We start from the raw sequence: 22791 nt of genomic DNA on the forward strand, positions 1-22791 counted from the left end.
TCGTCGCGCGGGCTGTCGGGGTGGACCCGCTGGACGCGGCGGGGGCCCGGGAGCTGCTGCGGCCGCGGTGCTCGGTCCCCGCGCCTGAATCCGCACGGGGTGACCGGCCGATGCCGTCGCGCCCGGTCGCCGGTGCTCGCTGACCCCGCCGCATCTGCCTCGCTGTCGCTGTTCGCCCTGGTGTGCTGCGCACTCGAGTGTGCGCAGCGCCCCGAACTCCCCCCCCATCAGCCACGGAAATGTCGCTGCTAGTGGGGTTCCTCGAGGCCGCTCGCGGCCACCCAGCTCTCTTCCTCGCGGATCGCTCTCGGTGGTTGTGCGCCACGGTTGTGGACTGATCAGTCCACAGTGAACGGCGGATGCGGTCGGCATCTGGGGTGTGCGCCAAGTTGCGCCGGCGTGGGCGGGTTTGGTTCCGCCGGCTCGCGCTTCCTCCCGGCTGAGCCTGGAGGGGGCGATGCGCGTCGTGGTCGTCGGGCGCTGACCGGTCGCCCGCCGTGGCGGGTCGAGTGCGCAGGGTTGATCTCGACTGTTGCTCACGGTCCCCGGGATGGGTCGATCGAGTGTGCCCAGGTTTCGGAGATGGCCAGTCTGGATCTTTCGGCTCGCCTGGCGCGCGGAGTGGTGTCAAGTTAAGGTTTACACATGCAAGAAAACATGACAGAGTCGATACGGGCGCTGAAGGAGCACCTGGACGCGCTCCTCGCCTCCCGCGTGCTGGCGAGGGACGAGGACTGGGCCGCCTCGATCGGGCGTGCCGTGCGCATCCAGGCGGCTGCCGACGACGTGGTGCGCGCTGTCGTGCAGCAGGCACGTCAGGACGGCACCACCTGGCACGTCATCGGTGGCGCGCTCGGCGTGAGCCGACAAGCGGCGTTCCAGCGCTACGGCAGACCAACCGATCCCAGAACAGGGGAACCCATGAACACGACACCACTGCCGGAGGCCGCGAAGCTGGCGGCTTCGGTGATCGACGATCTCGCGTCCGGGAACTGGTCGCGAGTCACCGAGCGGTTCGATCCGGCGATGCGCGACGGCCTCTCGGAGGACGCGCTCGCCGCCGCGTGGGCGCAGATCGTCGGCTTGTCGGGCGCCCTCGAGGAGCGCCGGGAGCCGGAGATCACCCGCGCCGGGGACGTGACGGTCACGAACACGCCGCTCGTGCTGGAGGCGGGCGACTACACGGCCCGGATCGCGTTCCGCGACGACCGGACGATCGCCGGCCTGCACATCCTCGAAGGGCCGACCTCGTGACCGTCGACCCGATCGAGGAGCCGGCCGTCGCCACGACTCGAAGCGGAGTTGGCCTGCGCGGCCGGGACCTGCGCGGCGTCATCGCGTTCACCGTCCTCGCGCTCGGTCTCGGCTGGCTCGTCGCGCTGCCGCTCTGGCTGGGGGAGGGGTTGGCGAGCCCGTCGTTCCTGGTCGTGTCCATCGCCACGATGGCGACTCCCGCCTGCGCCGCCCTCCTCGTCGTGTTCTTCGTGGAGCGACCGCGGTGGAAGGCGCGCTCCCTCGGGCTGTGGCCGGTGCGGCCGGTCCCGCGAGTGCTCGGCCACGTGCTGCTGGGCATCGCCGTGTCCCTCGCTCTCGTGCTGGCAGCGCTTCCCGTGGGTGCGCTGCTCGGGGTCTACCCGGCCGACTTCGCGAACCTGTCCGGGTTCCGGCAAGCCCTCGACGAGCGGGCGGGGACGGGCGAGCTCCCGCTGTCGCCCGGGACGCTGATCGCCGTTCAGCTCGCCGCGCTTCCCCTGGGAGCCTTGATCAACCTCGTCCCGGCGCTGGGCGAGGAACTGGGCTGGCGGGGCTGGCTGCTCCCGAAGCTGATGCCGCTCGGCACGCTCCCGGCTCTGCTGATCATGGGCGTGATCTGGGGAACCTGGCACGCCCCGCTCGTCCTGCTCGGGTACAACTACCCGGACGCACCGGGCTGGCTCGGCGTGACCGCGATGGTCGGCATGTGCACCCTGATCGGCGCGGTCTTCGGCTGGCTGCGGCTCCGGTCGGGCTCCGTGTGGCCCGCGGCCTTCGCCCACGCGGCGTTCAACGCGGCGGGCGGGACGTACCTCCTGTTCGCCCGGGCGGGAGCGCACGTCGACACCACGCAGGCGACGATTCTCGGCTGGAGCGGGTGGATCGTCCCGCTCGTGCTCGTCGCGGTCCTCCTCGCCGCGGGGCAGTTCGCCCCCGCGCGGCACCCGGCCACCCCCGGTCGCGACGAGGTCGCCGCCCCGGTGCCCGGCGGCGGGACCGGTGCTCGATGAGCGGCAGCGGCGGACGTCCGGACCGGTATTTCCCGCCTGGTGGCTGACCTGGCGAGATCCGGGCACGCCTTGGATCAGCGCTCGGTGGTGGTGTTGACTGTCCGGATCCCACCGGCGGAAGGACCAGGTTGTTCACCACCCGACCGACTCTGCAGGGCACGCACGGCATGGTGGCCTCGACGCACTGGCTGGCGTCCTCGGCCGCGATGGCCGTGCTGGAGGACGACGGGAACGCCTTCGACGCGGCCGTCGCGGCGGGCTTCGTGCTGCACGTGGTGGAGCCCCACCTGAACGGCCCAGCGGGGGAGGTGCCGATCGTCTTCGCTCCCGCGGGCGGGGAGCCGGTGGTGCTGTGCGGGCAGGGGCCCGCGCCGGCGGGAGCCAGCGCGGCGCACTACCGCGATCTCGGTCTGGACCTGGTCCCCGGCACGGGCCCGCTGGCGGCGGCGGTGCCCGGGGCGTTCGACGCCTGGATGCTGCTGCTGCGCGATCACGGGACCAAACGGCTCGACGAAGTGCTGCGCTACGCCATCGGCTACGCCGAGCACGGGCATCCCGCGGTGGAGCGGATCGGACAGACCGTGCAGGTGGTCCACGAGCTGTTCCGCACCGAGTGGACCACCTCCGCCGAGGTGTACCTGCCCGGCGGCAGCCCGCCCGCACCGGGTGCGCTGCTGCGCAATCCGGCGCTGGCCCGGACCTGGCGCCGGGTGCTCGCCGAGGCGGGGGCGGCCGGGCCGTCGCGGGAGGCCGAGATCGACGCGGCCCGGCGGGTCTGGCGGGAGGGCTTCATCGCCGAGGCGCTCGCCGGAGCCGCCGCCGAACCCACGACGGACAGCTCCGGGCAGCGGCACGTGGGCACGCTGACCGGCGACGACCTGGCCGCGTTCAGCGCGAGCTACGAGCGCCCCGCCAGCTATGACTGGAACGGCTGGACGGTGTGCAAGGCCGGGTTGTGGAGCCAGGGGCCGGTGCTGCTGCAGCAGCTCGCCCTGCTGCCCGACTCGCTGGAGCTCGGGAGCCCGGACCACCTGCACGTCCTCATCGAGGGGACCAAGCTCGCGATGGCCGACCGGGAGGCCTGGTACGGCGACAGCACCCACGTCACCGTCGAGGAGCTGCTCGACCCCGCCTACAACGCGGCCCGCCGCGAGCTGATCGGCCCGCGCGCCTCCGTCGAGCTGCGCCCCGGCAGCCCCGGCGGCCGCACCCCGCGGCTGAGCGCGCACGCCCGACGGGTGCAGGAGGGGCCGCTGGACCTGGTGGCCCCGGCGGGCGCGGGCGAGCCCACGGTGGCGCGGACCGGGGAGTCCCGGGGCGACACCTGCCACGTCGACGTGGTGGACCGCTGGGGCAACATGATCGCCGCGACGCCCAGCGGCGGCTGGCTGCACTCCAACCCGGTGATCGCCGAGCTCGGCTTCCCGCTCGGCACCCGGCTCCAGATGGCGTGGCTGGACCCGGACCTGCCGAACTCGCTGGTCCCGGGCAAGCGTCCGCGCACCACCCTGACGCCGTCCCTGGCGCTGCGCGGCGGGGAGCCGGTGCTCGCCTTCGGCACGCCCGGCGGCGACCAGCAGGACCAGTGGAGCACGCACTTCTTCCTCGGCGCCGCGCTGCGCGAACCGGTGCGCGGCGGGCTGGACCTGCAAGGAGCGATCGATGCGCCGAACTGGCACGGGGAGAGCTTCCCGGGGTCCTTCTACCCGCGCGCCATGCGCCCCGGTGCGGTCACCGTCGAGTCGCGCCTCGGTTACTCGGCCATCGCGGACCTCCGCCGCCGGGGGCACGACGTGACGGTGGGGGATCCGTGGTCGGAGGGCCGGCTCAGCGCGGTGGCGCGCGATCCCGAGACCGGCGTGCTCTCGGCGGCGGCCAATCCGCGCGGCATGCAGGGGTACGCGGTAGGCCGTTGAACTCGGAGCGTGATCAGAAATACCTCGCGGCGTGATCCATGCGACCGGATGGAGCATTGTTCCTTCCACGTTCGGCCGACAGTATGGAGCCTCAACGGCTCTTGCCCGGACCCGAAGGACGATCCCGCTGTGCCCCAGCCCACCGCCGCGCGCGGTCTGCGTCGAGCTGAACTCATCACCACCGACCCCGAGGGCGCCGCACTGTTCCACCAGAACCTGCTGGGCTGGCGGATCTGGGGGACGGCGGCGGCCGGATTCGAGTGCTGGGTGGGGGAGCGGCACTGCGCCTCGCTGCGCCCGGCCACGCACGGTGCCCGGACCGGTTGGCGTCTGGTGTTCGCCGGAGCCCGCCACGAGGGGGACCTGGTCGGCCCGGACGAGATCACCGCGCGGATGGTCACCGGCCGCGCCCAGCACGGCCCGTGGGCGCCGGGGCCGCGCCGGGGCGAGCCCTGCTGGGTGGACCTGCGCACCGGCGCCGCGCAGCGCTCGGACGCCTTCTGGCCCTCGACGCTGGGGTGGACCATCGAGGGGGACCGCTACCTCACCGGAGGCAGGCCGCTGCTGTCCCGCTGCGGGCAGCCGATGGGCAGGCGCTGGGACTGGGTGTGCCACTACGCCACCGAGGACGTGGACCTGGCCGCCGATCGGGCCGTGGCCTGCGGCGGCCGGATCGTCGACGGGCTGGACCACCCCGTGCTCGGCGAGGTCGTGGTGATCGCCGACCCGCAGGGCGCGGTGTACGGGCTCGCCGCCGACACCGGCCGCTGGGGAGGGTGACCCCTCAGCCCCGCTTCGGGCCCAGCTCGCCGAGGACCTGGTGCGTGCGGTTGGCGCGCACCGACAGCCGTTGCTCGCGCGCGGTGACGTCGATGTAGGTCTGGCTGGAGTTGATCGAGGCGTGCCCGAGCAGCTTCGCGATCTCCGCCGCGTTCGCCCCGTCCTCGGCCAGGCGGGTGGCGAAGGTGTGCCGCAGCGCGTGCACCATCGCGCCCCGCTGCACCCGATCCGACACGCCCGCAGCCCGCAGCGATTGGCGGACCAGGTACTGCAACCCGCCCCGGCGCAGCGGTTCGCCCCGGTGATCGACGAACAGCGGTTCCGCGCCGGGCAGCCGGTCGCCGAAGCGGGCCCGCCGGGATTCGAGGTAGGCGCCGACCACCTCGTCCAGCGCGCCCTCGATGGGGATCGACCGGTTCTTGCCGCCCTTGCCGCGCACGTGCAGCCTGCGGTCCCCGGGCCGTCCCGCCAGCGAGGCGATGGTGAGGTCGAGCAGCTCGGCCGAGCGCACCCCGGTGCACAGCAGCACCGCCAGCACGGCGAGGTCCCGCTCCGGCCAGGGGTTGCGGGCCCGCCGCCCGCCGTCGGCCACCAGCCGCAGCAGCCGCTCCGGGGTGTCCTCGCCCTGCAGCGGTTTCGGCGTGGCCTGGGCGCTGCGCGGCTTCGGCACCACCTGCATCGGGTTGCCCCCGACCGCGCCCTCCACCACGAGGAAGCCGAAGAACCCGTTCCACGTCGACCACGCCCGGGTCACCGAGGAGGCCGAGCGCGCCGCCGCGTGCCGGGCGAAGGCGGAGCGCAGCTGCGCGGCCGTCACCTCCGCCATCGGAAGCTCGTCCGCGCGGCTGCCGGTGAGCTCGGCCAGCCCCGCGCCGATCGCGGCGAGGTCGAGCCGGTAGGCCCGCAGCGAGTTCGCGGCGAGCTTCCTGGCCTGCAGGTGCTCCAGGTACACCTCGGCCCAGCGCGTCACCGAACCCCCGGTCGCCTCCCGCACGCCCGCACCTCCTGCTCCGTCCCGGTGAATGATCATCCTCCTGCGATGGAACCAGACCCCACCGACGGTCACGAACGGACGCCGGAGGTTTAGGTCCGCGCGGTTCCGCCGACCACGTGTTCGTGGGGGTGCGCGAGGAGCCGGACGTGCCGCGGGGGCTGCGCGTCGCCGCGGCCGCGAGCTGGCGGCTGCTCGTGGTGGCGGGGCTGCTCTACGCGGTCGGGCGGATCGCGGTGGTGCTCTCGGAGCTGGTGATCTCGCTCGGAGTCGCGCTGCTGCTGGCCGCGCTGCTGGCGCCGCTGGTGGACCGGCTGGACCGGCTCGGGGTGCCGCGGACGCTGGCGACGGTGCTGGCGCTGCTGCTCGGGCTCGTCGCGGTCGGCGGGGTGCTGGCGTTCGTGATCGCGACGGTGATCAACGGGTTGCCCGGCCTGCAGGACCAGGCCGCGCACACCGTGGAGAGCATCCACCGCTGGCTGCGGCAGGGGCCGCTGCGGTTGAGCCAGGGGCAGCTCGACGAGGTGGTGCAGCGCGTCGCGGACCTGCTGCGCGGGGGGCAGGGCAGCTTCACGGCAGGGGCACTGAGCACCGCGGGAACCCTGCTCAGCCTCGCCAGCGGGCTGCTGCTGTCGCTGTTCACCCTGATCTTCTTCCTCCGCGACGGCCGGCCGATCTGGCGTTTCGTGCTGCGGGTGTGCGTGCCCGGCCACGTGCGCGCGCGGGTCGACCGGGCCGGGCGGCGGGCGTTCAGCTCGCTGGTGGCGTACGTGCGGGCGAGCGCGGCCGTGGCGTTGATGGACGCGGTGGGCATCGGCGTCGGTTGCGCCGCGGTGGGGGTGCCCCTGGCGCCGGCGCTGGCCGCGCTGGTCTTCCTGGGTGCCTTCGTGCCCTACGTCGGGGCCATGATCACGGGCTCGATCGCGGTCGTGATGGCGCTGGTGACCACTGGTCCGCTGTCCGCGATCATCGTGCTGGCCGTGGTGGTCGGGGTGATGCAGCTGGAGGGACACGTGCTGCAGCCGCTGCTGCTCGGCCACGCCGTGCGACTGCATCCGCTGGCCGTGGTCCTGGGGATCTCGGCCGGTTTCCTCGGGGGCGGGGTGGCCGGGGCGGTGTTCGCGGTGCCCGCGGTCGCGCTGCTCAACGCGGGAGTGCGAGGTCTCGTCGAACCCGAGGACGCGGAGGAGGCGGAACCGGAAGAAGCGGCGGAACCGGGGGGCGCGCCGGAGGAAGCCGAGCGGGCGGCGGACGAGGAGCCGGGGCCGGAGGAGCGGTCGGCGCCGGGCGGATCGGGTTCGGGCGGATCGGGACCCGACCCGGATTAGGCGCGCTCCCGGGCTGCGATCACCCGCCGGGGCGCCCCTATGGTCGGGGTGGCGCCGGAACGTCCGGCGCTCGCGACGAGAGGACCGTGACCGCAGGTGCGCAAGGTGAAGGACCTGACCGGCCCCGGGGTGACCGACGAGTTCGGGATCGGCGGCACCGACCTGGGCGTCATGGCGCAGGCCCCGGACGGGCGGATCGTGGCGGTGTTCGGCGACACCTTCGAACGGGCGGGCGTCGGCGGGCCCGGCTGGCGCTCCCCGGTGGTGCTGTTCGGCGACCCGGCGACCGCGACCAGCGGACTCGGCTGGACCGGGTCGCTCGGGCCGGGGTCGTACGCGGGCCAGGCACTGCCCTACGAGCACAACTCGGTGATCCGGGGGCGGAGGGTCAGCACCGTCATCCCCACCGACGTGATCACCGTCGGGGACGTGATGTACCTGCACGTGATGGTGTGCCAGGGCATCGGCAACGTGCACTGGACCGAGGTGCACACCTCGCGGGACAACGGCGAGACGTGGCAGCACACCGGCGCCAGCTGGCCGGGGGACCTGCACGGGGGGCTGTTCCAGATGCTCACCTGGGGGCTGGGCGATGACGGCTTCGTCTACGCCTTCACCACCGGGTTCCGCCGCGACCAGGGCCTCCTGCTGCACCGGGTGCCCGCCGACCGGCTCGCCGAGCCCGCCGCCTGGGAGGGCTGGGGCTTCCGCGACGGCCGGTGGGCCTGGGGGAATCCGCCGACGATCGCGCTCACCGGTGCCTACGGTGAGCTGTGCCTGCGCCCGGTCGGCGGCCGGTGGCTGCTGTCGCTGTTCAACGCCGGTGACTACCGCATCGACGTGTTCAACCTCGACGTGCCGACGGCGAACCTGTACGAGGCCCCGCGCGGCACGGCGGTGCACGGGGCCTCCTGGCACGGCGAGGACCACGAGCGCGGGCACGTCGCGCAGCTCTACGGCGGCTACGTCGTGCCCGGCTCGACCCCGCGGGACCTGCACCTCGCGGTGAGCCAGTGGAACACCGCGCGGAACTGGCCGTACAAGGTGATGCAGTTCGCCGGATCCGCCCCGGCGGCGTGATCGGAGGGCTCGGCTACGGTGGCCCGATGGACAGCATCGCGGAGCTGCGGGCGCGGTTGCGCGCCTTCGCGCGGGAGCGGGAGTGGGGCCGGTTCCACACGCCGAAGAACCTGGCGATGGCGCTCGGCGGTGAGACCGGGGAGCTCCTCGCCGAGCTGCAGTGGCTCGACGGCGAGGCCGTGGCCGAGGGGCTCGCGCACGGCCCGCTGCGGGACCGCGTCGCCGACGAGGCCGCCGACGTGCTGCTGTACCTGGTCCAGTTCGCCGAGGCCGCGGGCATCGACCTCGTGGCGGCCGCCCACGCCAAGATCGACCGCAACGAGTCCCGCTATCCCGCGGACCTGGCTCGGGGCAGCGCGGCCAAGCACACCGAACTCGGCTGAGCCCGACCTGATCGCACGCCGCCACGGCCCGGCCCGCACACTGCGGGAATGCCGTACTCCCCGCAGCTGCTGCTCGCGCTGGACCTGATCGGCACCTTCGCGTTCGCGCTCAACGGCGCGCTCACCGCCGTGCGGGCGGTGCGGGTGGATCTGGTCGGGGTGCTGACGCTGGGCGTGGTGACCGCCATCGGCGGCGGCATCCTCCGCGACGTGCTGATCGGCTCGGTGCCGCCCGCCACCTTCGTCGATCTCCGCTACCTCGGGGTCGCGACGGCGGGAGCCCTGGTGGCGTTCTTCCTGAGCGCCCAGCTGGAGCGGATGACGCTGGCCATCGTCGTGTTCGACGCCGTTGGCCTGTCGGTGTTCTGCGTGACGGGCGCGACCAAGGCGCTGGAGTTCGGCCTGGGCGGGGTGCAGGCGGCGCTGCTGGGCGCGGTGACGGCGGTCGGCGGCGGCACGCTGCGCGACGTGCTGATCCGCCGGGTTCCGGCGGTGCTGGTCAGCGACCTCTACGCGGTGCCCGCGCTGATCGGGGCGGCGCTGGCCGTGGTCGCGGTGCGCACCGGCCTCGCGCCGCTGCCGGGGGTGCCGGTGGCCGCGGTGGTGTGCTTCGGCATCCGGATGGCCGGCGTGGTCTTCGCGCTGAACGTGCCCTCGGCCCCGGGGCGGCGCCGCGACGAGGGCGACGAGCCCGGCTCCGGCGGGAGCGCCTGAGCGGGCGTCGCGCCGCGGGACTCCGCACAATCCGGGGACGGCCCCACCGACCGTGAGGAGCACCCGGTGTCCACCACGTCCTCGTCGACCGCCGCGCTCGTCGGCCGCGGTGATCTCGGCTGGCAGGAGGAGTTCTACCGCGACCTGCACCGCAACCCGGAGCTCTCGCACCAGGAGCACCGCACCGCGGCGAAGGTGGCCGAGCGCCTCGGCCGGCTCGGATGCGAGGTGCTCACCGGAGTGGGCGGCACCGGGGTGATCGGCCTGCTGCGCGGCGGCCCCGGCCCGGTGGTGCTGCTGCGCGCGGACATGGACGCGCTGCCGGTGCGGGAGGCCACCGGCCTGCCGTACGCCAGCGAGGTCACCACCGACGAGGACGTTCCGCGTCCGGTGATGCACGCGTGCGGGCACGACGTGCACGTCACGTGCCTGCTCGGCGCGGCGCAGCTGCTCGCCGAGGGCCGCGAGCACTGGTCCGGCACGCTGATCGCGCTGTTCCAGCCCGCCGAGGAGATCGGTGACGGCGCCCGGGGCATGGTCGAGGACGGGCTGCGCGAGCGCGTCCCCGAGCCGGACGTCGTGCTGGGCCAGCACGTGCTGCCCGCCCCGGCGGGGACGATCGCGACCGGCACCGGGCCGGTGTTCGCCGCTGCCGACAGCCTCCGGATCACCGTGCACGGCCGGGGCGGGCACGGCTCGATGCCGCACGCGGCGGTCGACCCGGTGGTGGTGGCCGCGATGATCGTCGTGCGGTTGCAGACGATTGTCTCCCGGGAGGTCCCGCCGGGGGAGCAGGTCGTGCTCACCGTGGGCAGCGTGCGAGCGGGCGCGAAGAGCAACGTCATCCCCGACACCGCGGTGCTGGAGCTCAACCTCCGGACCTACGACGAGCGGATCCGGCAACGGGTGCTGGCCGCGGTGGAGCGGATCGCGCGCGCCGAGTGCACCGCCTCCGGCTGCCCGGCGGAACCCGGGTTCGAACGCTACGGGCGCTACCCGGTCACCGACAACGACGCCGAGGCCACCGAGCGGGTCACCGGCGCGCTGCGCGCCCACTTCGGCGCGGACCGGGTCGGCGACATGGGCAGGCTCAGCGCCAGCGAGGACTTCGGTGAGCTGGCCGCCGCGTTCGGGGCGCCCAGCAGCTACTGGGCGCTCGGCGGCACCGATCCCGAGGTGTTCGAGCGGGCGCGCCGCGGCGGCGACCTCGCCCGGGACCTCCCGACGAACCACTCCTCGCTGTTCGCGCCGGTGCCGAGCCCGACCCTGCGGGTCGGCGCGGAGGCGCTCGCGGTGGCGGCGTTGGCCTGGCTGGGAGGCGGCGCGGGGAACTGACCGGACCGGGAGCGGCGAAGCGGAGGGATCATGGGCGTACCGGGATACGTGTGGACCCTGACCGTGGTCGGGATCCTCGCGCTGCTCGCGTTCGACTACGTCTTCCACGTCCGCAAGGCGCACACCCCGAGCCTGCGGGAGGCCGCGGTCTGGTCCGCGGGCTACGTGGGAGTGGCGGTCCTGTTCGGCCTCGGCGTGTGGCTGTTCGGCGGACACGCGATGGGGGCGGAGTACTTCGCCGGGTACGTGACGGAGAAGGCGCTGTCGGTCGACAACCTGTTCGTCTTCCTCATCATCATCTCCAGCTTCAAGGTGCCGCACGCAGACCAGCAGAAGGTGCTGCTGTTCGGGATCGTGTTCTCGCTGCTGGCGCGCACCGGGTTCATCTTCATCGGCGCGGCGTTGATCAACAGCCTGGCCTGGGTGTTCTACCTGTTCGGTTTCGTGCTGCTGGTGACGGCGGGGAATCTGCTGCGCCCGGCCGGTTCCGAGGACCGCAGCGCCGACAACTTCATCATCCGGCTCGCCGAGCGCCTCTTCCACACCACCGACCAGTACGACGGCGACCGGCTCACGACCGTGGTGGACGGCAAGCGCACGCTGACCCCGATGCTGCTGGTGATGGTGGCCATCGGCGGCACCGACGTGCTGTTCGCGCTGGACTCGATCCCGGCGATCTTCGGGCTGACGCAGAACGTCTACCTGGTGATCACCGCGACCGCGTTCTCCCTGCTGGGGTTGCGGCAGCTGTACTTCCTCATCGACGGGTTGCTGGACCGGCTGATCTACCTGTCCTACGGGCTCGCGGCGATCCTCGGGTTCATCGGGGTGAAGCTGGTCCTGCACGCGCTGCACGAGAACAACGTCCCGTTCATCAACGACGGGAGACCGGTTCAGCTGCTGGAGATCAGCACCGGGCTGTCCCTGAGCGTGATCATCGGCGTGCTGGTGGTCACGGTGATCGCCTCGCTGCTGAGCCCGAAGGGCCGCGCGCAGAACGCGGTCGCCGGCGCGCGCAGGCACGCGACCACCTACCTGGACGAGGGCTACGAGACCGACCCGGCGATCCGCGAGCAGACCTACCGCAAGCTGCTGCAGGAGGAGCAGCAGATCGCGAAGCTGCCCGCGAGGTACCGGGCCGCCATCCGGGACGAGCCGCAGCTGATGGACCTGCTGCACCGGGCCCACGCCAAGCACCGCGAGGCCGGGGGAGGGTGAGCCCGGAAGTCCCGGGCGGGGCCTGTCGCCGACGCGGGTGAACGTCCCGCGCGGAACGCGCGGCGGCCCGCGTTCCGCGCGCCGGACGAGGAGCAGCGCGGCGCCGGTGGCAAGGCGGTGGCGCGTCGAGCGGCTCCAGGCCACCCGCGCGCCGGGCTCCCCGCGCGCCTCGCCCCGGGCTCGGGTTCGGCCGTGCGGGCCCCGCTGCTCATTGTTGTGCCGCAGTGCGATTGGTCCACCCGGACCACTTCGGGTGACGTCGGCCGGGGGTACCTGCTTGATCACTGACCGAACGGCCGGTTAAGAATGGGCCCGGCCGACGCGATCGGGCGGGCCGGGCAAGGAGCGGTACCGCTCCGGAGACCGCGGACCGTCCGCGCCGGTCGTTCCCGGGTGACGACATCGGGCCGGTCCCGGCCCGAGGAAGCGGAGGAAGTCATGATCACGTCAACCGTTCCGGCAGCGGTCGCGGTGATCGGCGGCGGCCGGATGGGGTCGGGGATCGCGCAGACCTTCGCGATCGCGGGTGCCCGGGTGGCCGTCGTGGAGAGCGACGCGGCAGCGGCCTCGGCCGCCGAGGCCCGGATCTCGGCCTCGCTCGCCCGCGCCGCCGAACGCGGCAAGCTGGCCGGGGATCCGCGGGAGGTGTCCGACCGGCTGGCGGTGGTGCCCGAGCTCGCCCAGCTCCCCGGCGACGTCGAGCTCGTGGTCGAGGCGGTGCCGGAGGACGCGGCGACGAAGGTCGAGGTGCTCACCGGCGCCGAACGGGTCCTCGGCGCGGATGCCGTGCTGGCCACCAACACCAGCTCTTTGTCGATCGCCGAGCTCTCCGCGGCGCTGCGGCACCCCGCCCGGTTCCTCGGCATGCACTTCTTCAACCCGGTCCCGTCCTCGCTGCTGGTGGAACTGGTCTCGGGGCCGGAGACCTCGGACGTCGTGCTCGGCGGCGCTCGGGACTGGGTGCGCGGTCTCGGCAAGACCGAGGTCCGGGTGCGGGATTCGCCGGGGTTCGCCACCAGCAGGCTGGGCGTGCTGCTGGGTCTGGAGGCGATCCGGATGCTGGAGGAGGGCGTCGCCGACGCCGCCTCCGTGGACACCGCCGTGGAGCTGGGGTACCGGCATCCGATGGGCCCGCTGCGCTCCACCGACCTGGTCGGCCTGGACGTGCGGCTGGCGATCGCCGAGCACTTGCACGCCACCCTCGGCGAGCGCTTCGCCCCGCCGCGCCTCCTGCGCGAGAAGGTCGAGCGCGGCGAGCTCGGCCGCAAGACCGGCCGCGGCTTCCACGACTGGACCTGATCCCGGCCTCCGGTTCGAGCCCGGCGCGGAGGCGCGACGACCGCCCGCACCGGGCCCGGTTCGATCGCCGACGCCGCCGCGGGCGGGCGGCGGAGCCCCGCACCGCGCCCCCGCGAAGCGGCTTCGCCATCGCCCGGCGGCCTGGCGATGCGCCAGGGTTGCGTCGGCCCCGGACGGGCCCGACGCCTGGAGGTAGTGGCTTCCCGCTGAGCTCGACGCGGTCTTGAGCGCTTCGCTCGACCCGGATCCGAGTTGCCCGCCGCATCGGTCGCGGTCACCTCGCGCGGCGAGGTGCCTCCGGTGCGCTCCAGCGCGTCTCCTCCGGCTTCCGCGCGCCAGTCCTCGGCAGGACGCCGCCCTCCGGCTCGACCGATCGAGCGGGAGAGGAACCATGACGCGGCACGACGAACTTCCCGGCCCCGCGGCGGAACGCGGGCTCGGCGACTTCCTGGTGGAGGCGCACGACTGGCTGCGCGCCGAGCTGCTGGCGTTGCGAGAGCGGTTGGACACCGCGCCCCCGGACCTCGGCGCCCAGCTGCGCGCGCACTGCCGGGCCTTCTGCGCGGGCCTGGTCGAGCACCACACCGGTGAGGACCGTGGCGCGTTCCCCGCGCTGGCCGCGCACTTCCCCGCGCTCGCCCCGGTGCTCGCCGAGCTCACCGAGCAGCACCGCGAGGTGGACCGGTTGCGCGCGGAGATCGAGGTGCTGGTGGGCAACACGCGGCCGGACGCGCCGATCCGGCGGACGTTCGAGTGCGGCTCGACCGCCTGATCGGCGATCTGGAGGCGCACTTCCAGCGCGAGGAGCAGGCACTCGTCCCCGCGCTGAACTCGCTGGGTTCCGCCCCGGCCTGAGCGCGGTCATCACCGGTGGTGCGGCGGGACCGGGCACGTCGGACCGGTGGCCCTGGTGATGTGTTCGGGCACCCGCGGCGGAAGACCGGGCCCGAGCGGGAAGACCCCGGGCGATGAGCAACGCCCGGAGCGGCCCGGAAACGCCGGAGCGGCCCGCGCCGGTGCGGGCGCGGACCGCTCCGAGTCGGTGCGGGTCAGTCGGTGGTCTCGGCCTCGTCCGTGTCGGCGGCCGAGTTCTCCAGGTGCCGGACGCCCGAGCGGGCGCCCCAGAAGTAGATCAGCAGCGCCACCCCGGCGACCAGCGCGGTGTCCAGCGGCGCCGGGATCAGCCCGGTGCCGCCGAAACCGCCGGTCGCCGAGATCCCGAACAGCACGACGAGGTAGGTCACGAGCCACGCGCTCTGCCGCAGCTGCGCCAGGTAGTTCGCTCCGGACCCGCGCACCAGCGCGAACAGCGGCACCGCGAGCACCGCCAGCGGCAGCACCACGCTCAGCTTCTCCCACTCCGACCAGTAGATGATCTCGGCGGAGACCACGAAGCTCAGCGGGGTGATCCAGCGCATCCCCGGCACCCAGCCGGACACGGCGTCCGGACGGGCCCGCCGGAAGGCCGCCGCGGAGACGGCCGCGACCGAGTAGTTCAGCAGGAACAGGTTGCCGGCCACGCCGATGATGTCCTGCCATCCGTCGAACGGGACCAGCAGCACCAGGGCGAGCGTGAAGTTCACCAGCAGCGCCGCTCGCGGCACCCCGGAACCCGCGTGCACCTCCGTCACCCGCCGCGGCAGCATCCCGTTGCGCGCCATCGCGTAGGTGACGCGGCTGTTGCCCGCGATGCCGACCAGCAGCGCCCCGCCCGGCGAGACCACGGCGTCGGCGTAGAGCAGCGCGGCCAGCCAGCCCAGGTTGAGCAGCAGCGCCAGCTCGCCGAACGGGGAGCTGAAGTCGATGCCGTGCCAGCCCCCGGCCGCCACGGTGCTCTCCGGAACCGCGTACAGGAACGCCACCTGCAGCCCCAGGTACAGCAGCACGGCCAGCGCGATCGCGGACAGCACCGCGCGCGGGATGTCCCGGCGCGGATCCTTGGCCTCGGCGGCCAGGTCGATGGTCGGCGCGAAACCGTTGATGGTGTAGATGATGCCCGCCGTGGCGACCGCGCTCAGCGCCGCCGACCAGCCGTAGGGCGCGAACCCGCCACCCGCGGCCACCGGGTCCCCGCCCTGGCTGAACCCGGAGGCCAGCAACGCCGCGAGAGTGAGCACCGGGACGCCGAACTTGATGGCGGTGAGCGCGAAGTTGACCCGCGCGAACAGCCGCACCCCGAACCAGTTCAGCACCATCACCAGCGCCAGCAGCGCCGCCGAGAGCACCAGGCCGGGCGCGGTGAGCGCACCGTCCTCGTAGAGCCAGGGCAGGTAGTGGCTGGCGTACTGGGTGATGGCGGAGGCCTCGGCCGCGGTCGCGCTGCTGGTCGCCAGCAGCACCGACCAACCGACCACGGCCGCCGTGAGCGGACCGTGCGACAGGAACGGCCACCGCACGATGCCGCCCGCGACCGGGCGGGTGGCGCCGAGCTCGATGAGCACCAGCGCGATGAGGGTGAACGCCGCGCCGCCGACCAGCCAGGACAGCACGGAAGCGGGCCCGGCCGCCTGCGCGGCGTACTGCGCGCCGAACAGCCAACCCGAGCCCATGATGCCGCTGAACCCGATCGCGGTCAGGCTCCAGAACCCGAGCTCCTTGCGCAGGCGGGGGTTCGGCGGCCCCTCCGGATCGGTGGTCGCGGCGGTGGCCGGTGCGGGGGTGTTCATGGTGTTTCTCGGCTTCCCGGGAGGTGCGGACGCGCACGAGCACCGTCCGGTGCGGGCGCGTCACGGGGAGGGGCGTTCCGCGGCGTCGATGTCGGCGGAACCGCACTTCCTGATCAAGTGCGTGATCGTTTCTACCGCAGGCCGCCCCGCCGGGCCAGCGGCCGCCAGCCCCGCCGCCGGGTCGGTACGTCGTCGCTGGCCACGGGGCGATCCCCGGTACCACATGCTGGGAAGTCCCGTGTCGCTCCCGGGTTCGTCCGGGGGGCGGACCCGGCGTGCTCCGCGGTCGACGCGGTGGGTTCAGCCCGCGGTGGAGGCCGCGCCCAGCGGCGTGCCCCGGGGAACCTCCGCGGCGGAGGGCAGCGGGTGCTCCGGGTGAATGGTGGCGGCGAGGTCGCCGCGCCGGATCTCCAGCACGCGCCGGTGCGGCAGCGGCGTCCAGTCCGGCCCGGCGGAGGGCATTCCGCTGGACCCGATCGCCGCTCGGTCCCCGGTGAAGTGGTAGCGCAGCCGGAAGAAGTCCGGGCCCCGGCGGCGGCTCACCTCCGACTCCGGGTCCTCCTCGGAGTACGCGAACAGCGCGTCCTCCGTCAGCAGCAGGCAGTTCAGGCTCGCGAACGCGGAGGCGCACTCGCGGATCCGGCTCGCCGCCAGCGAGATCGCGACGGCGGGGGAGTGCTCGCGCAGCAGCGCGCGCAGCAGCAGGAAGTAGCGCTCCGAGTCGGTGTCCCCGGCCGCCGCGGCCAGCAGCTCCGGCGGGATCTCCGGGTCGAGGGCGTCACCCGGCTCGAAGAAGCCGTTGTGCGCGAAGGCGATTCCCGGCGCGGTGAACGGGTGGGTGTTCCGCGCGAGCACCGGGGAACCGGGGCTGGCGAGCCGCACGTGCAGCAGCGCGGCGTCCGACGTCGCCGCGAGCGCCTCGGCGAACCGGGGCGAACCGTGCGCGGCGTCCACGTCCCGGGTCACCGCCATGCCGTCGCCGGTCCACGCGGCCGTTCCCCACCCGTCCGCGTGCTCCCGGGAGAGCTCCAGGAATTCGGGGATCTCCCCGGCGAGGGACTGGCCGAGGGGTTCTGCCCTGCGGGTGACGACCCCGAGCAAGCGGCACATGAGGGCTCCTGATCCGATCTGGCACGGCCAGGTGCGTCGCGGAAACCGGCGACCAGGCTCCCCGCACCCGGGCGCCCTCCCGCGGACCGACCGCTCCGCAGCGGGGCGCGATCGAACGCGCGCGGGCGGCGAGGGGCCGTCCGCGCCCGGCATCGCCGGAGACCTCCGCCCCGCCGGGAGGCGGTGGCCGCGCGAGGACGGGATCCGGCGAGATCGCGGGTGAGCGCCGAGATCAATCTACGCCATCCCCTTGACGCGCGGCACGCGCGGAGTCAGCGGCCCCCGCTCGTCCGGAGGGGCCCGGCGGGTGCGCGTACACCCGCCGGGGCCACGGCTACCAGGTCCGGCGCGCGGTCCTCCCGGTCAGCGGGCCTTGCCGAGCGTCGCGGCGATCCGGGCGGCCGAGGTGCCCAGCCCGGTCGGTCCGCCGAGCACGGCGGCGGCGAACGCGGGCGCGGCCGCGGGCTGGTGGCGCAGCGCCGACTCCTCGTAGCGGTGGCAACCGTCGTGCCACACGAGGATTCCGGACAACCAGTTGCGCAGCTCCTGCACGTACCCCAGCAGCATCTCGCGGGCCGCGGAGTCCAGGTCGAACTGCTCGAACAGCGCGGGCAGCTCCTCGGCCACGACGTGCTGGAACTGGCTCATCCGGGCGTTCATCAGGTCGACCACGACCTGCACGGCCCGGTCCTTGCCGCAGTCGAGGAAGTTCTGCACCACCAGGATCGCGTTGTGCAGCTCGCCCTCGTACTCGATCTCCTTCTGATAGGAGAACACGTCGTTGAGCAAGCAGGCGTAGTCGGCGGCGGCGTTCTCGATGGAGCGCAGCGTCCGCGTCCGGTAGATCTCCGGTGGGACCACGTCGCCGTGGGAGAGCCGGCACAGGCTCATCGTCAGGTCCGAGCCGAAGGTGCGGCGACGCATCTCGACGTAGTCCACCGGGTCCGGGATCCGGTTCTGCACCTGGTTGTGCAGCTCCCACAGCCAGCTGTCGATCATCACCACGATGGTGCGGCGGAAGGTCCGGCGCGCGTCGGCGTCCATCGGGGCCGTGGTGCGCCGCCACAGGTCGGCGAGCGCCACCTCCAGCGCGTTCGTCGGCACCGGCGGCTCCTCGGTGTCGTCCACCGGCATGAACAGCGGCAGCCGGTCGGTGCACACCTTCGCGGCGGTGAGGTCGGCGGTGCGCCCGAAGACGACCGGGTAGAAGTCGTCGCCGTAGGTCCCCCAGGCCAGCCAGTCGGTGCTGAGGTCGAGCTCCTCCGCGCTGGCGTCCGGGTGGATGCCGGAGGCGCACAGCGCCAGGTCGAAGTCCCGGATCAGCCGCTCGTCCCAGACCGCCCCGTCCAGCATCCCCATCCGGTGCGCCCACGCGACGGTGTGCTCCCGGGAGTGCTCCAGGTGCGGGCTCGACTTCGCCGGGAACGGCATGTGCATGTCCTGGCGCGGCACCGGGCCCACCGGCCGGTAGGGCTCGTGCCGGAAGGAGCGCGCCCGCTGCGGCGCGGTGCGCAGCACCGAGCTGGCGATCCGCGCGGCCGAGGTGCCGAGACCGGTCGGTCCGCTGAGCACGTCGCTGCCGGGCACGGGCTCGTCGCGGGTGCTTCCGTTCATGTAGCGGCTGGAACGCAGGTGCCACTCGTGCCCGCCGGACTGCCAGTCCTGCAAGCCCTTGGCGTAGGCGAACACCGCGGCGCGCTGCCCCGGATCCACCCCGTGCTCCTCGAAGAGCGCGGGCAGTTCGGTGAGCGCGGTGTGCTCGAACTGGTGCAACCGCGAGGTGAGCAGGTCGTTGACCGCGTCGGCGGCCTGCTGCGTGCCGCACTCCAGGAACCGCTCGAAGACCAGCACGCCGTTGGACAGCTCGCCCTCGTCGAGCACCTCGCGCTCGTAGGAGAACAGGTCGTTGCGCAGGTGCACGGCGTCGGAGAAGGTGTCCCGCAGCACCTCCAGCGGCCGGCTGGCGGCGATCTCGGCGGGGACCTCGGCGTTCACCGCGTGCTCCACGAGGTTCGCCGACCAGGGCGCCCCGCCCACCTTGCGGCGCATCTCGACGTACTCGATGGGGTTGGACAGCCTGCTGCGGTCGATGTTGTGCAGCTCCCACAGGGATTCGTCGAGCAGGTTGCGGGTGCTCTCGGCGAAGCGCCGCCGCCAGTCCGCCGAGCGCAGCGGGACGGTGCGGTTCCACAGGTCGGCGAGCCCGCCTTCCACCGGGTTGCGGGGGGCCTCGGTGATCTCGCCCTCGACCGGCATGAACAGCGCCAGCCGGTCCAGGTGCTCCTGCGCGGCGGCCATGTCCCTGGTGCGCTTGTAGAGCTCGAGGAAGTGGTCGTCGAAGTAGAAGACCCACACGTACCAATCGGTCACCAGGTCCAGCTCGGGGCCGGGTGCGTCCGGGTGGGTGTAGGCGCACAGCAGCGCGTAGTCGTGGGTGTCGAAGTCCTGCTCGTCCCAGATCGGGATGCCCTGCTGCGGGACGTCGATCATGTCCTGCTGGTGGGCCCACTCCTTGGTGTGGCGACGGGCGCGGTCCAGGTGCGGGTTCAGCCTCGCCGGGTGAGCCACGTAGAACTCGGGCAGCTGGAACGGTTGCACGTGCGCACGTCCTTACTCCGCCGGGAGGGCGGGATCGGCTGCGAGGAGCGCGCGGGGTGCTCCTGTCGGCGCAGCGAAATCGTCTCGGTGGAGCAGGCAACCAGAGCCGGTGCGGGCGGCCAAGATCGTGAAGGCAGGTGCACTCGATCGAGAGGGGACGTCTCACCTGCGCGGCCCAAGGTGCGGGGCCGAATCTCGTCGCCGTCCGTGATCTCGTTGGGCCGAACGGATGATCAGTGTTCGGCTCCGGAGGGGTCGGCGGCGACCGCGCGGTTGTGCGACAGCAGCTCGGCCACCTCGGCGAGCGTGCGGTCGTAGACCTCCCACAGGTCCAGCTGGACGCGGTGGCGGCTGCGCAGCAGCAGCTCCAGCTCGGTGATCTCGGCGGGATCGAGTTCGAGGTGGTCCCGGATCCGGTCCTCGGGGTGCCGCGCGCCGGAGCCGAGGCAGAGATCGCCGAGCACGGCGCGAGCGCGCTGCAGGGGGTCCACTGCCTCGGGGCGGGGCGCGGGCGCCGTCGGCGGCACCGCGGCACGAGGCGGTAAGAGGGGCGATCGGCACACGGCGGACTCCTGCTGAGCGGCATCGGATGGGGAGACCGGTGCCCGGAGAGCGTGAGAACGTCCCGGCACCGGGCGGAAAACGCGAAGATCGCGCCGGAGAGGCGGCCGGAGCATGGCAGCGCGGATGGCCAGCGGACAAGGAACTCGGCGCCGTATGACCCGTTGGAGAACTGGATCCTGCTGGTCCGCGTGGATCTCCCGCACGGGATCGACCGTCAGTGATCGGAACGGTGCTCGCCCTCACCCGAGGCGGCGACCCAGGAGGCCGCTTTCGGTGGTCGTCACCGCAGGTCCGATTCGTCCATGATGGATTCATCGCGGTCACCCCGGCGGGCCTCCCGGCAGCCGGGCATCGGCTCTTTCCGCGCCCGGACGAGGAGGTCCGGGCGTCGCGGACGCCGCGCGGACCTCCGCCGGCCGCGATCCGGCGCAACGGCGCGCCGCCACCGGAATCCCGTCCACGACCGCGCGGCCGTCGAGGCCTCGGCACGGGTCCGGTGCGGGCCCGGGCATCCGCTCGCCGCTCGCGCTCCGCCCGTGCCGCACGACGGAGCCCGCCGCAACGGATCCCACCGGCCCCGATCGGTCGTGGTGGAACAGCGAAGGAGTCGAGTCGATGCGTGCTCAAGAGCAACCTGATCTCCACCGGATCCTCGCCGAACCCGGGCCACCGGTCCAGGCGCCCGGCTGGGGCGGACTGCGGGCCGCGCTGGTGGCCCCGGACCGGCAGGTGGCCGACGCCGCGTTCACCCGGCTCGCCGGCCAGCTGATCGACCCGGTCGCGGCCGGGCCCGCCGACCTCGTCGGTCCGCTGGAGGTGCTCACGGGGCCGCCGCACCCGAACCGGCCGCGGATCGCGCTGCTGCTCGGCGTGCTCGTGGGAGAGGACGCGACCCGTTCCTACCTGCCCGGTCAGGTCCGGGACGTGCTGGTGGCGCGGCTCGACGAGCTGCTGGCGCTGCTGGAGCGCGCCGACGCCGAGCGCTGCCTGCGCACCGCCGTGCTGCTCCTGCTGGCGCACCTGCCCGGTGAGCGGGACCGGATCCTGCCGGTCGTCGCGCGGACGACCGAGGAGGAGGAGTTCGCCCGGATCCGCCGCTGCCTGACCGAGCCCGACCTCGCCGATCCCGGTTGCACGGCGGGGATCGGCCGCGCCTGGCCGTCGCCGGCGCGCTGGGCGCAACCGGAGTCGATCGCGGGCCCGGTCCGCACCGGTGCGGAGCTCGCCGGGCTCTGGGACGCCGAGACGGCCGCGCTGCGCGCCTACCAAGGTGCCCGCGCGGAGCACCAGATCCATCAGCAGATCGGCTGGCCGGACCTACCCGAACCGCCCGAACCCGCGGTACCGGCCCCCTCCGGCGGCTACCGCAGGCTGTTGGAGGCCGAAGTGGCGGGCGTCCGCGCCGAGGAACTGCGCCGCGAGGCGGCCGTCGTCCCGGGCGGCAACTGGGACGGCGCGGTCACCACCTGGGACGAGGACGGGCACCTGCGCCGCGGGCTGCGACCGGCCCCCGGCCCGGTGCTGGACGTGGCCTGCGGGGCCGGGCGCTGGACCCGGGTGCTGGCCGAGCAGGTCGGACCGGACCGGGTGCTGGGCCTCGACGCGGCCGCGCCGCTGCTGGAGCTGGCACGGGAGGCGGTGCCCGGGGTGCTGTTCACCGAGGGCGACGCCAGGGCGCTGCCGTTCCCGGACGGCTTCCTGGGCGCGGTCAACTGCTCCGACGCCCTGCACGTGCTGCCCGATCCGCACCGGGTGATCGCCGAGGTGGCGCGGTGCCTGCACCCGGCGGGGACGTTCACCCTGAGCACCTACCGGCAGGGCACCCGGGCGTTCCAGCGCCACTTCCAGCGCTGCCACGAGCGCGTCTTCGGGCAGCGCTCGTTCGCTCCGGAGGAGCTCGGCGAGCTGCTCGGCTCGGCCGGCCTGGACGTGGTCGACACCGGAGGTCCGGGAACCTTCCTGTTCATCACCGCCCGCCGCCGCGGAGCCGAAGCGGTCCAGCCCGGCTGACCGAAACTTCCCGGAATCACCGGGAACTCCGCGCGGGCCGCGTCCGACGCTCCCGTCGGCCTCCCGCGTCGTCACGCGGGAACTCCGGCGGGAGCCGGGGGTTCGCGGATCCGCTCCCATCGCGTCCGCTCGCTCGTTCCCACCTGCGCGGACCCCGATTCCGGCGCTCGCGGCCGGCCCCGCGGGGTGCCCGTGATCACTTGACATCCGCGGCCGGGGCTGCGAACTTCTCATCCGTTCAAGCGACGGTGTGCAGGAAGCCGGTGTGAATCCGGCGCGGTCCCGCCACTGTGAGCGGGGAGCCTGCCTCCTCCCGTGCCACTGCCCCCGAGGCGGGAAGGCCGGAGGCCGGTGTCGATCCACGAGCCAGGAGACTGGCACCGTCGTGCCGATTCGCACGGGGTCGCGGAGCCCCGGAGGAGGTACGTGGTGCCGCGCAACGCCGCATCGCGCCGTTCCGGCGCGCCATCCCCACCGGACCCGACCGCCCACCGCAGGGCGTGATCCCGCTCGCGTTCGTTTCGCCATCGCTCCG

General features: G+C 73.6%; 18 protein-coding genes and 1 riboswitch. Of the genes, 13 read left to right on the forward strand and 5 right to left on the reverse strand.

All coding sequences use genetic code 11. From position 1 onward, the window contains the following. The first annotated feature begins 657 nt into the window (after positions 1–657). The 4 genes from ACL03H_RS02760 to ACL03H_RS02775 all read left to right on the forward strand — a co-directional run bounded on the left by ACL03H_RS02760 (position 658) and on the right by ACL03H_RS02775 (position 4960). Positions 658–1254 (forward strand): DUF3887 domain-containing protein, encoded by a 597-nt coding sequence (locus ACL03H_RS02760; RefSeq protein ID WP_412809439.1) that lies wholly within the window; start codon positions 658–660, stop codon positions 1252–1254. After that, on the forward strand, positions 1251–2264 hold the full coding sequence (locus tag ACL03H_RS02765; RefSeq protein WP_412809440.1) for a CPBP family intramembrane glutamic endopeptidase: 1014 nt from the start codon (positions 1251–1253) through the stop codon (positions 2262–2264). Before ACL03H_RS02760 ends, ACL03H_RS02765 begins: the two co-directional genes overlap by 4 nt. Positions 2265–2392: 128 nt before the next feature. Continuing rightward, positions 2393–4180, forward strand: a complete 1788-nt coding sequence (locus ACL03H_RS02770; protein WP_412809441.1) for a gamma-glutamyltransferase family protein — start codon at positions 2393–2395, stop codon at positions 4178–4180. A 129-nt stretch (positions 4181–4309) separates the two neighbouring features. Then, positions 4310–4960, forward strand: coding sequence for a VOC family protein (locus ACL03H_RS02775; protein WP_412809442.1), 651 nt, complete (start codon positions 4310–4312; stop codon positions 4958–4960). Positions 4961–4964: 4 nt separating this feature from the next. On the opposite strand, the gene ACL03H_RS02780 is transcribed toward ACL03H_RS02775, so the two are convergent. Then, positions 4965–5954, reverse strand: coding sequence for a tyrosine-type recombinase/integrase (locus ACL03H_RS02780; protein ID WP_412809443.1), 990 nt, complete (start codon positions 5952–5954; stop codon positions 4965–4967). Positions 5955–6100: 146 nt separating this feature from the next. Between ACL03H_RS02780 and ACL03H_RS02785 the strand changes: the two genes are divergently transcribed. From ACL03H_RS02785 to ACL03H_RS02820, 8 genes are all read left to right on the forward strand, one after another. Then, a complete protein-coding gene (locus ACL03H_RS02785) occupies positions 6101–7279 on the forward strand; it encodes an AI-2E family transporter (RefSeq protein WP_412809444.1) in 1179 nt (392 codons plus the stop codon). Positions 7280–7375: 96 nt separating this feature from the next. Next, positions 7376–8359, forward strand: a complete 984-nt coding sequence (locus ACL03H_RS02790; protein WP_412809445.1) for a DUF4185 domain-containing protein — start codon at positions 7376–7378, stop codon at positions 8357–8359. Positions 8360–8385: 26 nt separating this feature from the next. After that, positions 8386–8742 carry a MazG-like family protein gene (locus ACL03H_RS02795; protein ID WP_412809446.1) on the forward strand — a complete coding sequence of 119 codons (357 nt, stop codon included), beginning with the start codon at positions 8386–8388 and terminating at the stop codon, positions 8740–8742. Positions 8743–8790: 48 nt separating this feature from the next. Next, positions 8791–9456 (forward strand): trimeric intracellular cation channel family protein, encoded by a 666-nt coding sequence (locus ACL03H_RS02800; RefSeq protein WP_412809447.1) that lies wholly within the window; start codon positions 8791–8793, stop codon positions 9454–9456. Positions 9457–9522: 66 nt separating this feature from the next. Further along, positions 9523–10791 (forward strand): amidohydrolase, encoded by a 1269-nt coding sequence (locus ACL03H_RS02805; RefSeq protein ID WP_412809448.1) that lies wholly within the window; start codon positions 9523–9525, stop codon positions 10789–10791. Positions 10792–10821: 30 nt separating this feature from the next. Further along, positions 10822–12009 (forward strand): TerC family protein, encoded by a 1188-nt coding sequence (locus ACL03H_RS02810; RefSeq protein ID WP_412809449.1) that lies wholly within the window; start codon positions 10822–10824, stop codon positions 12007–12009. A gap of 438 nt (positions 12010–12447) precedes the next feature. After that, on the forward strand, positions 12448–13308 hold the full coding sequence (locus tag ACL03H_RS02815; protein WP_412809450.1) for a 3-hydroxyacyl-CoA dehydrogenase family protein: 861 nt from the start codon (positions 12448–12450) through the stop codon (positions 13306–13308). 391 nt (positions 13309–13699) lie between these two features. Beyond that, a complete protein-coding gene (locus ACL03H_RS02820; RefSeq protein WP_412809451.1) occupies positions 13700–14080 on the forward strand; it encodes a hemerythrin domain-containing protein in 381 nt (126 codons plus the stop codon). Positions 14081–14357: 277 nt separating this feature from the next. Here the strand turns inward: ACL03H_RS02820 and ACL03H_RS02825 are convergent, their stop codons facing one another. The 4 genes from ACL03H_RS02825 to ACL03H_RS02840 all read right to left on the reverse strand — a co-directional run bounded on the left by ACL03H_RS02825 (position 14358) and on the right by ACL03H_RS02840 (position 20173). Beyond that, complete coding sequence (locus tag ACL03H_RS02825; RefSeq protein ID WP_412809452.1) at positions 14358–15974, reverse strand: APC family permease; 1617 nt, start codon at positions 15972–15974, stop codon at positions 14358–14360. A gap of 300 nt (positions 15975–16274) precedes the next feature. After that, positions 16275–17084: a class II glutamine amidotransferase gene (locus ACL03H_RS02830; protein ID WP_412809453.1), complete on the reverse strand. Its 810-nt coding sequence runs from the start codon at positions 17082–17084 to the stop codon at positions 16275–16277. Positions 17085–17447: 363 nt separating this feature from the next. Then, on the reverse strand, positions 17448–19682 hold the full coding sequence (locus ACL03H_RS02835) for a terpene synthase family protein (RefSeq protein ID WP_412809454.1): 2235 nt from the start codon (positions 19680–19682) through the stop codon (positions 17448–17450). A 233-nt stretch (positions 19683–19915) separates the two neighbouring features. Next, the gene (locus ACL03H_RS02840) at positions 19916–20173 is read right to left on the reverse strand and encodes a hypothetical protein (protein ID WP_412809455.1); all 258 of its coding nucleotides are present in this window, start codon (positions 20171–20173) and stop codon (positions 19916–19918) included. Positions 20174–20861: 688 nt separating this feature from the next. On the opposite strand from ACL03H_RS02840, the gene ACL03H_RS02845 reads away from it, so the two are divergent. Then, positions 20862–22256, forward strand: coding sequence for a class I SAM-dependent methyltransferase (locus tag ACL03H_RS02845; protein WP_412809456.1), 1395 nt, complete (start codon positions 20862–20864; stop codon positions 22254–22256). Positions 22257–22487: 231 nt separating this feature from the next. Next, positions 22488–22653, forward strand: a riboswitch (cobalamin riboswitch). The last annotated feature ends 138 nt before the right edge of the window (positions 22654–22791 follow it).

Source organism: Saccharopolyspora antibiotica, assembly GCF_047200635.1.
Taxonomy (GTDB): domain Bacteria; phylum Actinomycetota; class Actinomycetes; order Mycobacteriales; family Pseudonocardiaceae; genus Saccharopolyspora_C.